12 protein-coding genes are annotated in these 16,008 nt (G+C 68.8%); 8 read left to right on the top strand and 4 right to left on the bottom strand.

All coding sequences use genetic code 11. The features are described from left to right. Positions 1–62: 62 nt before the first annotated feature. The 5 genes from ACRSBM_RS07080 to ACRSBM_RS07060 all read left to right on the top strand — a co-directional run bounded on the left by ACRSBM_RS07080 (position 63) and on the right by ACRSBM_RS07060 (position 7,053). On the top strand, positions 63–1,355 hold the full coding sequence (locus ACRSBM_RS07080) for an amino acid deaminase (protein ID WP_434440829.1): 1,293 nt from the start codon (positions 63–65) through the stop codon (positions 1,353–1,355). A gap of 13 nt (positions 1,356–1,368) precedes the next feature. Beyond that, positions 1,369–2,952: an N-acyl-D-amino-acid deacylase family protein gene (locus ACRSBM_RS07075; RefSeq protein WP_434440828.1), complete on the top strand. Its 1,584-nt coding sequence runs from the start codon at positions 1,369–1,371 to the stop codon at positions 2,950–2,952. Continuing rightward, complete coding sequence (locus ACRSBM_RS07070; protein ID WP_434440826.1) at positions 2,949–4,346, top strand: GntP family permease; 1,398 nt, start codon at positions 2,949–2,951, stop codon at positions 4,344–4,346. The genes ACRSBM_RS07075 and ACRSBM_RS07070 overlap by 4 nt, the downstream gene beginning before the upstream one ends. 4 nt (positions 4,347–4,350) lie before the next feature. Next, the gene (locus tag ACRSBM_RS07065) at positions 4,351–4,863 is read left to right on the top strand and encodes a hypothetical protein (RefSeq protein WP_434440824.1); all 513 of its coding nucleotides are present in this window, start codon (positions 4,351–4,353) and stop codon (positions 4,861–4,863) included. 99 nt (positions 4,864–4,962) lie between these two features. Beyond that, positions 4,963–7,053 (top strand): alpha-galactosidase, encoded by a 2,091-nt coding sequence (locus ACRSBM_RS07060; protein ID WP_434440822.1) that lies wholly within the window; start codon positions 4,963–4,965, stop codon positions 7,051–7,053. Between the two features lie 51 nt (positions 7,054–7,104). Here the strand turns inward: ACRSBM_RS07060 and ACRSBM_RS07055 are convergent, their stop codons facing one another. Both ACRSBM_RS07055 and ACRSBM_RS07050 read right to left on the bottom strand, forming a co-directional pair. Further along, the gene (locus ACRSBM_RS07055; protein ID WP_434440821.1) at positions 7,105–7,920 is read right to left on the bottom strand and encodes a hypothetical protein; all 816 of its coding nucleotides are present in this window, start codon (positions 7,918–7,920) and stop codon (positions 7,105–7,107) included. A gap of 72 nt (positions 7,921–7,992) precedes the next feature. Then, positions 7,993–9,144 (bottom strand): FAD-dependent oxidoreductase, encoded by a 1,152-nt coding sequence (locus ACRSBM_RS07050; RefSeq protein ID WP_434440820.1) that lies wholly within the window; start codon positions 9,142–9,144, stop codon positions 7,993–7,995. 75 nt (positions 9,145–9,219) lie between these two features. On the opposite strand from ACRSBM_RS07050, the gene ACRSBM_RS07045 reads away from it, so the two are divergent. From ACRSBM_RS07045 to ACRSBM_RS07035, 3 genes are read left to right on the top strand one after another with little or no spacing between them, the layout of a single operon-like run. After that, entirely contained in the window at positions 9,220–9,816 is a 597-nt protein-coding gene (locus ACRSBM_RS07045) for a TetR/AcrR family transcriptional regulator (RefSeq protein WP_434440818.1), read from the top strand. Between the two features lie 35 nt (positions 9,817–9,851). Next, positions 9,852–11,099 carry a VWA domain-containing protein gene (locus ACRSBM_RS07040; RefSeq protein WP_434440816.1) on the top strand — a complete coding sequence of 416 codons (1,248 nt, stop codon included), beginning with the start codon at positions 9,852–9,854 and terminating at the stop codon, positions 11,097–11,099. Further along, positions 11,099–12,292 (top strand): hypothetical protein, encoded by a 1,194-nt coding sequence (locus ACRSBM_RS07035; protein ID WP_434440815.1) that lies wholly within the window; start codon positions 11,099–11,101, stop codon positions 12,290–12,292. Before ACRSBM_RS07040 ends, ACRSBM_RS07035 begins: the two co-directional genes overlap by 1 nt. Positions 12,293–12,308: 16 nt before the next feature. On the opposite strand, the gene ACRSBM_RS07030 is transcribed toward ACRSBM_RS07035, so the two are convergent. Both ACRSBM_RS07030 and uvrA read right to left on the bottom strand, forming a co-directional pair. Continuing rightward, positions 12,309–12,776, bottom strand: coding sequence for an SRPBCC family protein (locus ACRSBM_RS07030; RefSeq protein WP_434440814.1), 468 nt, complete (start codon positions 12,774–12,776; stop codon positions 12,309–12,311). A 311-nt stretch (positions 12,777–13,087) separates the two neighbouring features. After that, on the bottom strand, positions 13,088–15,967 hold the full coding sequence (gene uvrA / locus ACRSBM_RS07025) for an excinuclease ABC subunit UvrA (RefSeq protein WP_434440813.1): 2,880 nt from the start codon (positions 15,965–15,967) through the stop codon (positions 13,088–13,090). Positions 15,968–16,008: the final 41 nt, after the last annotated feature.

Here is a 16,008-nt window from a genome sequence, read left to right as displayed (position 1 = left end):
ACGGCGGCGCACCCGAATGCTACACACTCCAGCATCACATCGCGCAATGGGAGTTGCAAAATATGCAACAACTGACGGAGATGGACCTCTCGGCCGTCGCGGACATCAGGTCCGAACAGGTGAGCTGGCGGTTCAAGGGCCTGCCGTCGAGCACGTTCGGCTCGACCATCGGCGAGGTCGCGGACCGGCGGCTCGACCTGTTCGCCGACGAGTTCGTCGGCCCGCTCGTCGTGCTCGACGCGGACGCGTTGACGCACAACCTGACGACGATGGCCAAGTGGTGTGACAACCACGGCGTCAAGCTGGCGCCACACGGCAAGACAACGATGGCACCGCAGCTCTTCCAGCGGCAGCTCGAGCACGGCGTGTGGGGCCTCACCGCGGCCAACGCCTCGCAGCTGCGCGTCTACCGGGCGTTCGGGGTGAGCCGGATCATGCTGGCGAACCAGCTGCTCGACCCGGCCGCGCTGCGCTGGCTGGTCGGCGAACTGGACCGCGACCCGCGCTTCGAGTTCAGCTGCTGGGCCGACTCCGAGGCCGGCGTCGCGCTGATGAGCGAGACGCTGCAGGAGTTCCAGCCGTCGCGGCCGGTCGACGTGCTGGTCGAGCTGGGTGCACCCGGCGGACGGACCGGCGCCCGCGACCCGGAGACCGCGCTCTCCGTCGCCCGCGCGATCGACCAGAGCCCGGTGCTGCGGCTGACAGGCGTCAGCGGCTACGAAGGCGCGCTGGCCCACGACGCCTCCGAGTCGTCGCAGTCCATTGTGGACCGCTACCTCACCGACCTGCGGTCTCTCGTGCTGCGCGTGGCCGACGCCGGGATGCTCGACGAACTCGACGAGGTGATCGTCACCGCCGGCGGCAGCGCGTACTTCGACCAGGTGGCGGCGACCCTGGCCCAGCCGTGGCCGGTGCCGGTGACCCCGGTGCTGCGCAGCGGCGCGTACGTCACGCACGACGACGGCTTCTACCGCGGGATCTCGCCGTTCTCGCGGATCGAGGGCGTGGAGCCGTTCCGCAGCGCCCTGCGGGCGTGGGCCCAGGTGACGTCACGGCCGCAGCGCGACCTGGCGTTGCTGACGATCGGCAAGCGCGACGCGTCGTTCGACGAGGGCCTGCCCGAACCGCAGCTCGTGCGCCGCGGCGACGGAGCCATCGCGCCGCTGACCCAGGCGAAGGTCACCGCGATGAACGACCAGCACGCGTTCCTGTCGCTGGGGCCGGAGTCCGCGGTCCGCGTCGGTGACTGGATCGGCCTCGGTCTCTCGCATCCCTGCACGGTGTTCGACAAGTGGCAGCTGATCCCGGTCGTCGAGGGCACGACCGTGGTCGACCTGATCCGCACCTACTTCTAGAAGGAGCGTTCCGATGGACGACGTCGTCCTGCGCGGACCACTGATCGCCGACGGCACCGGCGCACCCGCCTACCGGGCGGACGTGGGGATCAAGGACGGCGTCATCTCGTCGATCGGCGACGGGGTGAGCGCCACGCGGTCGATCGACGCGGACGGGCTCGTGCTCGCGCCGGGGTTCATCGACATGCACTCGCACTCCGACCTGCGGGTCCTCGCCGAGCCGGACCACCTGGCGAAGGTCTCGCAGGGCGTCACGACCGAGGTGCTCGGCCAGGACGGGCTGTCGTACGCGCCGGTGGACGACGAGGTGCTCGCGACGTTGCGCGGCCAGCTCGCCGGGTGGAACGACGACCCGCCGGGCTTCGACTGGAACTGGCGCTCGGTCGGCGAGTACCTCGACCGGCTCGACCAGGGCATCGCGGTCAACGCCGCGTACCTGGTGCCGCAGGGGACGTTGCGGATGCTCGTCGTCGGCTGGGACGACCGGCCGCCGACCGAGTCCGAAATGGACAGGATGAGGTCCGTTCTCGCGCAGTCACTCGCCGAGGGCGCGATGGGCATGTCGTCCGGGCTCACCTACACGCCGGGCATGTACGCGGACACGTCCGAGCTCGTGCGGCTGTGCGAGGTCGTCGGGCAGCACGGCGGGTTCTACAGTCCGCACCACCGCAGCTACGGCGCGGGCGCGCTGGAGGCGTACGCCGAGATGGTCGACGTCTCGAAGCGGTCCGGCTGCGCGTTGCACCTCGCCCACGCGACGATGAACTTCCCGGTCAACAAGGGGCGTGCGCCCGAGTTGCTGACGTTGCTGGACGACGCGATCGCCGGTGGCGCGGACATCTCGCTGGACACCTACCCGTACCTGCCCGGTGCCACCTACCTGAGTGCGCTGCTGCCGTCGTGGGCGACGGAGGGCGGGCCGGAGAAGGCGCTGGCGCGCCTGTCCGATGTGGACACCCGCGAACGCATCCGCGCCGAGATCGAGGAGACCGGCTCGGACGGGTGCCACGGCGTGCCGGTCGACTGGGACTCCATCGAGATCAACGGTGTCCGCAACGACCGCAACGCGCACCTGGTCGGCGCGAGCGTCCTGCGGTCGGCGGCACGCCTCGGACGTGCGCCCGCCGACCTGTACTTCGACGTGTTGGTCGACGAACGCCTGGGTACCTCCTGCCTCATGCACGTGGGCCACGAGGAGAACGTGCAGGCGATCATGAAGCATCCGGCGCACACGGGCGGCAGCGACGGCCTGCTCGTCGGCGACCGGCCGCACCCGCGCGCGTGGGGCACGTTCCCCCGCTACTTCGCGCGCTACGTCCGCGAGCTGGGCGTGCTGAGCCTGGAGGAGTGCGTCGAGCACCTCACCGGCAGGGCAGCCCGGCGACTGCGGCTCACCGACCGGGGTCTGGTCCGCGAGGGCTACGCGGCCGACCTCGTGCTGTTCGACGCCTCGGCGATCGCCGACACGGCGACGTTCGACCACCCCCGCCAGCAGGCCGCCGGCATCCCGTACGTGTTCTGCAACGGGGTACCGGTGATCGACGACGGAACCGCCACCGGCGCATTGCCAGGCCATTCACTCAGGAGCCGCCCGTGATCGACTGGTTGCAACACTCAACAGGGGGCTTGCTCACCCTCGCGGTAGTCAGCATCGCGGTGCTGTTGCTGCTCATCATCAGGTTCAAGGTCGAGCCGTTCATCGCGCTGATCGTCGTCGCGCTCCTGGTCGCACTGGCCGCGGGCGTCCCGACGGAGACGCTCGTCGGGTCGGCGCAGAAGGCCTCGGACTCGTTGCTGGAGAAGGGCTTCGGCTCCATCCTCGGGCACATCGCCGCGATCATCGGACTCGGCACGCTGCTGGGCGCGATCCTCGAGGCGTCCGGTGGTGCCCAGGTCCTGATGGACAAGCTGATGAGCGCGTTCGGCGAGAAGCGCGCGCCGGTCGCGATCGGCCTGGCCGGTCTGATCTTCGGTGTGCCGGTCTTCTTCGACATCGGCATCTTCGTGCTGGCACCGCTGGTCTACGTGGCCGCCAAGCGCAGCGGCAAGTCGATCGTGCTGTTCAGCATGCCGTTGCTCGCGGGTCTGTCCGTGATGCACGCGTTCATGCCACCTCACCCCGGACCGGTGGCGGCGGCCGGTCTGCTCGGGGTGTCGCTCGGCTGGATCATCATCATGGGTCTCGCGGTGGCGCTCCCGTCGTGGTTCGTCGGCGGTGTCCTGTACTCGTACTGGATCGGCAAGCGCCTCACCGTGCCGGTGCCGGAGGAGATGCTGGTCGCGGCCGAGGCGGCGCGTGCCGACAACGGTGACCGCGAACCGCCGTCGCTCGGGCTGGTGCTCTCGATCATCGGCCTGCCGCTGGTGCTGATCCTCGCCGGCACGTTCGGTTCGATCCTGCTGCAGAAGGGCTCCAGCCTCTACTCGGTGGCGACGTTCTTCGGCACGCCCGCGGTGGCGCTGACGATCTCGGTGCTGCTCGCGTTCTGGCTGCTGGGTTTCCGGCGCGGCATGACCCGCGAGAAGATCGCGGAGCTGTCCGGCGCCTCGTTGCGCCCGGTGGCGATGATCCTGCTCGTGGTCGGTGCCGGTGGCTTCTTCGGCGCCGTGCTGGCCGCGACGGGCATCGGCAAGACGCTGGCGGGCGAACTGTCCGGCATCGGCCTGCCGGTGATCGCGCTGGCGTACGTGATCAGCTGCGTCATCCGGATCGCGCAGGGTTCGGCGACGGTCGCGATCGTGACGACCGCGGGCATCGTGGCACCGGTGCTGGCGGACCTGAACTACTCGCAGCCGCAGCTCGCGCTGGTCGTCATGGCCATCGCGTCCGGGTCGATCATCGCCTCGCACGTCAACGACGGCGGGTTCTGGATCGTCTCGCGGTACTTCGGCCTGTCGGTCAAGGAGACGCTGCAGTCGTGGACCGTCCTCGAAACCATTCTCTCGGTGGTCGGTTTCGTGGTCGCCGCGTTGCTCAGTCTGGTTGTCTGACCATGTGCACCGGATCCTGATCTGTTCGCTCGTGATCGCGGCGGCGGGGTGTTCCTCGCCGCCGCCGGTCGCATCTCCGCCCCCTTCCGCGACCCCGGACCAAGCGGCCGTACAGGCGTGGGTCGACCAGGTCTGCGCCGCCGACAAACCGATCCTCGTCGTGAGCGCCGTGGTCGCCACGGCCCCGAAGTTCGCCCAGGGACAGCAGCCGACGGAAGCCGACCGGCCGGCCGTGGTCGCATCCCTCACCAAACTCCGTGACATGTACACGGAGTCGAAGACCGCGTACGACGCCATCGGTCCGTCGCCGGTGCCCCGAGGCGACGAACTGGTCGCCGGACGCCGCAAGGGCCTCGGCGAACTCGTTCCGAAGTTGCAGGACTACCTGGACAAGGCGCAGAAGTTCCCAGCTCAGAGCATCGACGCACCGCTCACGCTGGCAGGCCTCGACGCCATGACGTGGAAGCCGGAGGGGCCGCGGTTGGCCGAGTTGCAAGCCCCGCAGTGCTCCAGCTGAAACGGACACAACTCAACATTCTCCAACGCTTGACAAGGCGAGTTCCGCGTCTCAGGATCGGCCCATTGTTCATTTCTGTTTGATGTGGACGGGGCCCGCATGAACAACCCGGAAGTCGTGCACCTGCACGACGACAGCTCCAGCGTCGTCATCGCCCTGCACGGCGCGAGCCTGCCGGTCGTGACGCACTGGGGGCGCACGCTCGGAGACGTCGGCGAGGCCGCGTTGCGCGGGCTGGCCGGCGCCGTGTCGTGGACCAACCCGAACAACGCGCCGGACCTCCCGGTCCCACTCGCGCTGCTGCCCGACGCCGGCGCCGGGTACACCGGTCGCCCCGGCCTGCGCGGCCACCGCGGCGGCGAGCACTTCGCGCCCTCGCTGGCGGTGACGTCGTTCTCCGGGGAGGCCGACTCGATCTTCCGCTACGTGGCGTCGGACGAGGCCGCCGAGCTGACCGTGACCGGCACGGTCGAGCTGCTGGCGTCCGGGATGCTCCGCCTCCGGCACGCCGTCCGCAACGACGGCACTACGCCGTATTCGGTGGAGGGCCTGGAAACCGCGCTCCCGATCCCGTCGCACGCCGCCGAACTCCTCGACTTCACCGGGCGCTGGAGCCGCGAGCGCGCGCCGCAACGGCAGGCTTTCCAGTACGGCTCATGGGTGCGGGAGAACCGTCGTGGCCGCACCGGGCACGACGCGACCATCGGGCTGCTGGCCGGCACACCGGGTTTCTCGTTCCGCGACGGCGAGGTGTGGGCGCTGCACGTGGCGTGGAGCGGCAACCACGTGACGTATGCGGAGAACCTGGTGGACGGTCTGCCCGTCCTGGGCGGTGGCGAACTGCTGCTGCCGGGCGAGATCACGCTCGCCCCGGGCGAGGAGTACGAGTCGCCGTGGCTCTACGCGGCCTACTCCTCCGCAGGCATCGACGGCATCAGCGCGGCGTTCCACCGGCAGTTGCGCGAGCGCGAGCTGCGGCCGCGCCCGGTCGTGCTCAACACGTGGGAGGCCGTGTACTTCGACCACGACCTGGCCCGCCTGACCTCGCTGGCCGACACCGCCGCCGCCATCGGCGTCGAGCGGTTCGTGCTGGACGACGGCTGGTTCCGCCACCGCCGCGACGACTCCGCCGGGCTCGGTGACTGGTACGTCGACGAGACGGTGTGGCCGGACGGCCTGACGCCGTTGATCAAGCACGTCCGCGCGCTCGGCATGGAGTTCGGTCTGTGGTTCGAGCCCGAGATGATCAACACGGACTCCGACCTCTACCGCGCCCACCCGGACTGGGTGCTCGGCCCGCGTCCCGGCGTGCTGCCGCCGCCGTCGCGCAACCAGCAGGTGCTGAACATCGCGCACCCGGAGGCCTACGCGCACATCCTCGACCGCGTCTCGTCGGTGTTGGCGGACAACGACATCGCGTTCGTGAAGTGGGACCACAACCGCGACCTGATCGGCTCCCGCGTGCACGACCAGACCGCCGCGTTCTACCGGCTGCTGGACGAGCTGCGGCTCCGGCACCCGCACGTGGAGATCGAGAGCTGCTCGTCCGGTGGCGCGCGGATCGACCTCGGCGTGCTCGCGCGCACGGACCGCGTGTGGACGTCGGACTGCAACGACGCGTTGGAACGCCAGCTGATCCAGCGGTGGACCGGCGTGTTCCTGCCGCCGGAGCTGATGGGCCAGCACGTCGGCCCCACGAAGTCGCACACGACCGGACGCGTGCACGACCTGTCGTTCCGCGTCGCGACGGCGATGCTCGGGCACTTCGGGATCGAGTGGGACATCAACTCGGCCACCGACGAGGACCGGGCCGGGCTGCAGGCCGCGATCGAGTACTACAAGGACGCGCGGGCGTTGCTGCACAGCGGCGTCGTCGTGCACTCAGACCACCCGGATCCCGCGGCCTGGGTGCACGGAGTCGTTGCCACCGACCAGTCGGAGGCACTTTTCTGCTACGCGCAGCTCACGACGTCGGTGCAGAACAAGCCACGACGGGTGCGGCTGCCCGGGCTCGACCCGGCACGGACGTACCGGCTGTCGTTCGACGCCCCCGCCGGCCTGCCCCGGCTGACGCAGCCGAAGGCCGCGCTCTGGGAGCCGGTGGAGCTGCCCGGTTCCGTGCTGTCGGAGGTCGGGATCCAGCTGCCGGTGCTGGAACCGGAGCAGGCCGTCCTGCTGCGCCTGAGGTAGAACGGGACGGTCCCGGCGGGAAGTCTCCCGCCGGGACCGCTCTCTCCCCTTCTACCGGCCGGCGCGACTTCCGTCGGCCTTGGTGGCCCACCACTTCCCGCCAACGCCCTGCCCGTTGGCCTCACCGCAGACCTTGTCCCCTGCGAACAGGTACTGCGGCCACCCCGCGATGGTGAGCTGCTTCTTGCCGTCCCGCTCGATCGTCCCGACGAGCGAGGAATCCACGCCCTGCACCTGGAAACCCTCGCTGACGAACGCGGGCGGCCACTGCGCCGCGCACCCGCCGGAGCAGGTGCTCGCCGGCGGGTCCGCCGAGTCGTCGTCGAACCGGTAGAGCGTCATGCCGCCGGCGTCGGTGGCGACGACGCCGAGGTCCGCGACGGTCGCGCTGGTCAACGCGATCGCCTTGTTCTGCTGGGCCTTCCTGCCGTCGGTGGCGGTGGCGAACCACTTCGGCACGGTGACACCCTTGGCCTCACCGGGCTTGCCGTCGTTCTTGAAGGTGTACTGCGGCCAGTTCGCGACCGTGAGCTGCTTCCTGCCGTCCTCGCGGGTGATCGTGCCGAGCAGCTTGGGGTCGATGCCCTTCACCCGCGGCGTCTCGCCCTCCACGTAGACCGGCGGCCAGGTCGCGGCACAGCCACCGTCGCAAGTGGACACCGGCGGCTGGGCCGTGTCGCCGTCGAACCGGTAGAGCGTGAAACCCCCGGCGTCGGTGACCACGGGACCGAGGTCCGCGTTCTCGGCGACGTTCAGCGCCACAACGCTTTCCTGCTGCTGCGCGACCGGCCTGCTCTCCGGTGTGCCCGCGCAGGCCGTCAACGAGACCAACCCCAGCGCGACGACCGCAACGCTCTTGCGGATCATCCTGGACCTCCTGGCTCGTGCCCTCCAACGCCCATCACACGCAGAGCACGCCAGATCGGTTCACATCGATCTTCAGAACATCGCGCGCTTCAACGCGGGCACCGCCGCGGCCGTCCTGAGCACCGTCCGGAACAGGGTCCGCGACACCGGGCTGCCCTCCGCGAACTGCCTCGCCGCCCGCAGCGAGTCGCGCACCGCCGCGAACCCGTACTCGTACATCTGCGCCTCGTACCGGGCAATGGCGTCGCCGCCTTCGGTGATGCACCGCGCGAGCAGTTGCGCGTCCTTCAGTGCGATGTTCGCTCCGATGCCCCTCATCGGTGTCATCGCGTGGATGGCGTCGCCGAGCAGCGTGACGTTCGTTGGCTGCCAACGCTCGATCGGCTTAGACGACCTGATGTGCCACTGACTGACCGTCTCCGGATGCGACGACTCGACGATCCTGCGCAGATCGGGGCTCCACCCGCCGATCCGCCGCAGCACCTCGGACTGCAACCCGTTGCGGACGTCGAGGTCCCTGGCCGCGTACGCCCACATCAGGTACGGGCGCACGTTGTCGAACAGCAAGCCGTCGTGATCCGAGTGGCCAAGGCCGTCGTGGGCCGCCAGGAACATGCCGCATCTGCCGGTCGGGACGATCGAGTTGGCCCTGACGAGCAGATCGCGCGGAATCCAGTCGTGCTCGTCGAGGAAGAGCTTCCCCGCGACCGCGGTGATCCCGACCTCTTCCGTTCCCGCGTGCGGCAGGTACTGCTGACGCACCCGTGACCGGATCCCGTCCGCGCCGACCAGCACGTCGCACGACGCCGTGGTGCCGTCCTCGAAGTACAGCGTGATGTCGTCGCTCTGCTCGTACCGCTCGAACCGCTTGCCGAACCGGACGTCCAGGCCGTCGAGCAACACCTGGCGGAGCGTGATCCGGCTGGCCGAGTAGTGCCGCTCGGGCTCGGCGTCCAGCACCAGCAACGGCGTGAGCTGTTCGGTCAGGAAGCCGAACCCGTTGCCACCACTGCCCGCACTCCGTTCGAAACGAGCCCACCCCTCCGCGGGCAGGCACTCCTTCAGCGCGGCGGCACCGTCCGGGTTGATGTGCACCCGGTATCCCTGCAAGCGGTCCGTGCGCGACAGCTCGCGCTCGTACACCGCCACGTCCACGCCGGCCCTGCGCAACCCGTGCGCCAGGCACAGCCCGCCGATTCCCCCACCTATGACTGCGATCCTCATGTCATCGAGTTTCAACCGCGCGGTTGATTAAGTCAACCCGTTGGTTGATAAGGGTCGGTCGGCTACCGTGTCGACGTGGATCAACGCCGCTCTCCCAGCGCTGCGGAACGCAAGCGCGACCCGGAACGCACGCGGGCCCTGCTGCTGGAGGCGGCCGCGGCGGAGTTCGGCGCGAAGGGCTACGCGGCCACGCGCACCACGGACATCGCGGCGCGGGCGGGCGTGAACAAGCAGCTGATCTCGTACTACTTCGGCGGCAAGGAAGGCCTGTACAAGGAGCTCGCCACGAGCTGGCACGGGTCCGCGGCCGAGATGGCGAGCACGGAGCAGCCACTCGACAAGGTGCTGGCGAGCTTCGTGCACACCACGCTGACCGACCACGGCCGGCTGTGGGCGTGGTCGAACCTGGCAGGCGACAGCCCACCCACCGACGCGGCGTTCCTGCGCGCCCAGGTCGAGCAGATGCGGGAGCGCCAGGCCGCCGGAGAGCTACCCGCGGACCTGGACCCCGGTTTCCTGTTGCTGGCACTGATGGCCGCCGCCTCCGCGCCGTTGACCTTGCGGCACACCGCGAGCCAGATCACCGGCGAGGACCCCGCGACACCGGAGTTCGCCGACAGGTACGCGGAACAACTCGCGTTGCTGATCCGCCACCTGTCCGGCCGAACCTGACTTCCTTTCCTCCCAAACTCTGTACCTTTTCTTCCATGGACGAGATCCGTCTGTCCGTCGACGCGGCGAACGAGCTGTCGCCGGCGGCGTCCGAGGCGATCCGGAAGGCGCACGGGAAACTCGAAGAACCGGCAGCGGACGCCCAGTACACGGTGAACCTGGGCAAGGCCAAGGGCGTCATCGTCGGGGACAACGCGCGGCAGTGGAACACGTTCTGGGAACTGCCGAAGAGCGTGCGGCGCCTGCTGGTCGCCCTGCTCGCCGGCGTCCTGGTCGCCGGCGGCGGGTTCGTGGTGGTGCGGTGGGTCGTCCCGGTGTTCGCGCCCATCTACAAGACGACGTTCCTGATCGACGCCGCCGAGGGTGACCTGGCGAGCGTCACCGGTGCGCTGACGACCGTCGTCGGCAACTCGGGCGAGCACGACTCCCAGTCGTTGCGCAGCTTCGGTGGCGAGTGCGGGTCGGACGAGAACACCACGCAGCTCGTCGGGTTCGGCACCGGCAACCGCCAGGAGATCGCCCAGGCGGCGCAGTCGGTGCGGCAGGGCGCGAAAGCCACGCTGCAGCGCGGGATCGTCGAGGCGGTCAGCGACTTCACCACGCCGTTGTCGCTGAAAGCCAAGCAGGTCAACCGGATCATCGTCGTGACGAGGCACGGCCGGGACGAGTGCGATCCCGACGACGAGTTCGTCCAGGCCCAGATCCGGGACCGGGTGGCGGCCGCCGGGCTGTCGATCGAGTTCCGGTTCATCGGCTACCAGGTCCGCGACGGCGGCGACGAGCTGACGAAGCTGGCCATGCAGCTCAATCAGCAGGAACCGGCGTTCACGGACTCACCCGAGGAACTGCGGCGCATGCTCGCGTGGTTCACCACCATCGAGCCGGTGCTGCGGTCGTCGCAGTCGGTCGTCAACGTGCTGAACCCGACCGTGGACAAGCTCAACTCGGCCACCGAGGCGATCAAGAGCGGCCGGCTCGACCTCGCCGACGCCGCGATGACCGAGGCTCGGGACGCCGTCGTCGACATCGAGATCAAGGACCTCGACGGCCGCACCAGCTCGGCGGACGCGGTGCGGTTGCGGGACATCGCGGTGCGGCTGCGCTCCTTGCAAGCTTCGGTGATCACGGCGGCGGAGTCGTTGCTCGACTCGGCTCGTTCGGGACGGAACCTGACGGAACCGCTCGCCGTCTACACCAAGGCCGCCGGCGCGTACAACGCCGAGGCACGGAACATGACGGACGAGCTGACGGCGCTGCGCGCGCAAGGCCCAGGGGGAACGTGATGAAACGCTGGCTGGCAGCAGCGGGTGCCGTGGTTCTGGTGCTGGGGCTGGTGACCGGCGGGGCGTGGATGTTCCTGACTCCGGACCACCGCACGACGTTCCTGGTCGACGCGTCCGAGTCGCCGGACTTCGGCGAGGTGGCGGACGCCGTCGGAACCGCCGCGTCGAACATGTCCGCCGACGATTCACTGGCGCTGCGCCGTTTCGGCGGCACCTGCGACTCCCCCGACACCGCCGAGCTGGTGACGCCCGGCACCGGCCAGGCGGCCGAGATCGGTACCGCCGCCCGCGCGATCACGCCCCGCGGCAAGGCGACCCTGCTCAGCGGCATCCTCGCGGCGATCGACGACTTCGCCCGCACCTATCCGTTCCGCGGCTCCGCGACCAACCGGATCGTGGTCGTCGCCCGCGGCGGTGCCGACGCCTGCGGCAAGAACGCCGACGAGGTCCGCACGATCATCGACGAGCACGTGGCGCGGGCCGGGGTGAAGATCGACTTCCGGTTCGTCGGCCACCGGCTCACCCCGGAACAGATCCGAGTCCTCAACGAGATCGCCGCCGCGTCCGACGCGCACAAGCCCCGTCTCACCAAAAGCTCCGACGAGCTCGTCACCACGATGAAGGAGATCTCGGTCCCCGCCGATCTGGTCGCGAAGGAGGTGAAGATCGCTCCGTGCGACTCGGTGTCCCAGGAGACTCTCGCTGCCGCGTACCTGCCGGAGCCCGGCCTGACCTACTTCGACATCAAGTGCCAGCAGGACCGCTACGTGCTCGCGGCCTTGAACTCGTCGAACCGCGAGGGGCAGGACATGCCGGTCGTCTTCGAGTTCAAGGATGACGCGTGGCAGAAAACGCTGGCGCAGACGGACATGCCGTGCGGCCAGGTGCCGAAGGAAGTCTGGGCCGCGTGGAACTTCGACTGCCTCAAGGAACCGGTCGTCTGCCGTGACGGTGAACGGAAGGTCACCATCCTGGACGGCTGGATCGACTGCCCGGCCGCCATCGACGTCGTGGACCGCTACCAGGTCGCGCTCGACACCGGTCAGGTGCAGGGCCAGCTGATGCTCTGGCAGTCCGGCGACTGGGCCTGTTCCTGGCCCTACGAGGACGGCCTCGCGCATACCCAGGTCCCGCTCAAGTGCGGGCGGGCGAGCGACAAAGCCTTGATCCAGATCGGTGACTACCAGCGATGAGAGGCACCGGCGACCGTCAGGCTTCGTCCCGGCTGGCCGCCTTGGCTTCGAGGGCCTGCTTCAGGCCTTTGAAGCCGCCGCGCATCATCAGGTCGTGGTTGCCGCGGAAGAACGGCTTGGCGATCAGCACCAGCCGCCGCAGCAGCGCCTTGTTGACCACGACCTCCTGGTCGAACATCAGGTCCGTGCCGCCGTCTCTGCCGGTGATCTCCCAGCTGGCATAGCCTTCGAGATCACCGGACAACGTCGCGCGCAAAAGGCCGGCCTGCTGGTTGCGGATGCTGTGCTTGACCTGCACGACGAGGTCGAAGGGAAGGAACGAGCGGCACCGGAGCTCGCCGGTCTCGTCGTCGATCTTCGTCGCTTTCCGGACCTCGTTCCACCACAACGGATAGTTCGCGATGTCGGACAGCACCTCGTACACATCGGCCGGGGACGCGTCGACGTGCCACACGCTGCGGAAGTGATAGCGGTTCAGTGACACGGCCGCCATCATCCCGGATCGCTCGTCCGAGTGACAGGTCCTCGACAAAACTCACAGCGGACCGGGAATTCCTCACGGCGTGTCATATGGCTCTAGTGAGACTCCAGCGTCTCACTAGGCCGTCCGTGTTCACTTGCCGACTAGATGAGGAAACCGTTCCAGGGTCCGCAACCAACCGACAGCCGCGACGCGGCGGAGTGCCTGCTCCGACGAGTCGAGCGCCTCAACGAGGCTGAAGGGGTACGCAGTGGGCTCTCCGCGCGACGCCTGAAGGGCGCGCTCGCGGTGGGCCAGCGCATCGAGTGGGATCATCACCCTGCTGCCGACACCTCCTCATTTTCGAGCACCTGCAGCAAGAACTGCCCCGTGTAGCTCTTCTCGACCTCGGAGACCTGCTCGGGTGTGCCCTCTGCCACGACCATACCTCCGCCGGAGCCCCCTTCGGGACCCATGTCGACGATCCAGTCTGACGTCTTGATGACGTCGAGGTTGTGCTCGATGACGATGACGGTGTTCCCCTTGTCCACCAGGCCGTTGATCACGCCCAGCAGTTTGCGGATGTCCTCGAAGTGCAGGCCCGTCGTGGGCTCGTCGAGGATGTAGACCGTCTTGCCGGTCGAGCGCTTCTGCAGCTCCGACGCGAGCTTCACGCGCTGCGCCTCGCCACCGGACAGCGTCGGTGCCGGCTGGCCCAGCCGCACGTAGCCCAGGCCGACGTCGACCAGCGTGCGCAGGTGGCGGTGGATGGCGTTGATCGGCTCGAAGAACGTGGCCGCTTCCTCGATCGGCATGTCGAGGACTTCGGAGATCGTCTTGCCCTTGTAGTGCACTTCCAGCGTCTCGCGGTTGTACCGCGCGCCCTTGCAGACCTCGCAGGGGACGTAGACGTCCGGGAGGAAGTTCATCTCGATCTTGATCGTGCCGTCGCCCGCGCACGCCTCGCAGCGGCCGCCCTTGACGTTGAACGAGAAGCGGCCAGGCTGGTAGCCGCGGACCTTCGCCTCGGTCGTCGCCGCGAACAGCTTGCGCACGTGGTCGAACACACCGGTGTAGGTGGCCGGGTTCGACCGCGGCGTGCGGCCGATCGGCGACTGGTCGACCCGCACCAGCTTGTCGACCTCGTTCAGGCCGTTGATCCGGGTGTGGCGGCCGGGCACCTGGCGCGCGCCGTTGAGCTTGTTCGCGAGCACCGTGGCCAGGATGTCGTTGACCAGCGTCGACTTGCCGGAGCCGGACACACCGGTGACGGAGGTGAGCGTGCCGAGCGGGAACGACACGTCGATGCCGCGCAGGTTGTGCTCGCGCGCGCCGACGACCGTGAGCTGGCGCTTCTTGTCGATCTTGCGGCGCTTGGCGGGCATCGGGATCGACTTGCGGCCCGACAGGTACGCGCCGGTGATCGACTCCTTGTTCGTCAGCAGCTTCTTGTACGGGCCGCTGTGCACGACCTTGCCGCCGTGCTCGCCCGCGCCGGGGCCGATGTCGACCACCCAGTCCGAGCTGCGGATCGTGTCCTCGTCGTGCTCGACGACGATCAGCGTGTTGCCGAGGTCGCGCAGCCTCGTCAGCGTCTCGATCAGCCGGTGGTTGTCGCGCTGGTGCAGGCCGATCGACGGCTCGTCCAGCACGTACAGCACGCCGACCAGACCGGACCCGATCTGCGTGGCGAGGCGGATGCGCTGCGCCTCACCGCCGGACAGGGTGCCCGACGCGCGGTCGAGCGAGAGGTAGTCGAGGCCGACGTCGAGCAGGAAGTGCAGGCGGGCCTGGATCTCCTTGAGCACCGCACCCGCGATCATCGACTCGCGCTTGCCGAGCTTGAGGCCGTCGAGGAAGTCCGAGCACTCCGAGACGCTCATCGCGCAGACCTCGGCGATGGACCTGTCGCCCTTTTTGCCGTGGTGCAGCGTGACGGCGAGGATCTCGGGCTTGAGGCGCGTACCCGCACACGCGGGGCACGGGACCTCGCGCATGTAGCCCTCGTACTTCTCCCGCATGTAGTCGGACTCGGTCTGCTCCTGACGCCGTTCGAGGAACGGGATCACGCCCTCGTAGTTGGCGTAGTAGGAGCGCTCACGGCCGTAGCGGTTCTTGTAGCGGACGTGCACCTGCTCGTCGATGCCGTGCAGGATCGCCTTCTGCGCCTTGGCGGGCAGGTGGCGCCACTGCGTGTCCATCCGGTAGCCGATGGTCTCGCCGAGCGACTGCAGCAGCCGGGTGAAGTACTCCGCCGTCTGCCCGCCGGCCCACGGCGCGATGGCGCCTTCTTCCAGGGTCAGCTCGTCGTCCGTGACGACGAGCTCCGGGTCGACCTCCTTGCGCACGCCGATGCCCGTGCAGACCACGCACGCGCCGTACGGCGAGTTGAAGGAGAACGACCGCGGCTCCAGGTCCTCGATCGCGAGCGGGTGGCCGTTGGGGCACGCCAGGTTCTCGGAGAAGCCCCTGATCCGCTTCGGGTCGGTCTCGGGCAGGTCGACGAACTCGAGCTCGACCAGGCCGTCGGCGAGCCGCAGCGCGGTCTCGACCGAGTCGGTCAGGCGCTGCTTGGACGACGACTTGACCGACAGGCGGTCGATGACGACCGCGATGTGGTGCTTCTCCTGCTTCTTGAGCTTGGGCACCTCGGCGAGCGCGTAGACGACCCCGTCGACCTTCGCGCGCGAGTAGCCCTGCGTCTGCAGGTTCTGGAAGAGGTCGAGGTACTCGCCCTTGCGGCCGCGGATGACCGGTGCGAGCACCTGGAACTTGATGCCCTGCTCCATCGCGAGCACCTGGTCGACGATCTCCTGCGGCGTCTGCTTGCCGATCGCCTCGCCGCACTGCGGGCAGTGCGGCTTGCCGGCGCGCGCGTAGAGCAGGCGCAGGTAGTCGTAGACCTCGGTGATGGTGCCGACGGTCGAGCGCGGGTTGCGGCTCGTGGACTTCTGGTCGATCGAGACCGCGGGCGAGAGACCCTCGATGAAGTCGACGTCGGGCTTGTCCATCTGCCCGAGGAACTGGCGCGCGTACGCCGAGAGCGACTCGACGTAGCGGCGCTGCCCCTCGGCGAAGATCGTGTCGAAAGCCAGGCTCGACTTGCCGGAGCCGGACAGCCCCGTGAAGACGATCAGGCTGTCCCGCGGCAGGTCGATATCCACGCCGCGCAGGTTGTGCTCGCGGGCGCCGCGAACAACAAGACGGTCTGCCACTGGGGTCCCTTCGGCTGCGATCGGCGGGTCACTCACGCCAC

It is taken from the genome of Lentzea xerophila, from assembly GCF_051094245.1.
Lineage (GTDB): Bacteria > Actinomycetota > Actinomycetes > Mycobacteriales > Pseudonocardiaceae > Lentzea > Lentzea xerophila.
The sequence above is the reverse complement of the archived record's forward strand: the minus strand, read 5'-3'. Positions and strand labels throughout refer to the sequence as shown.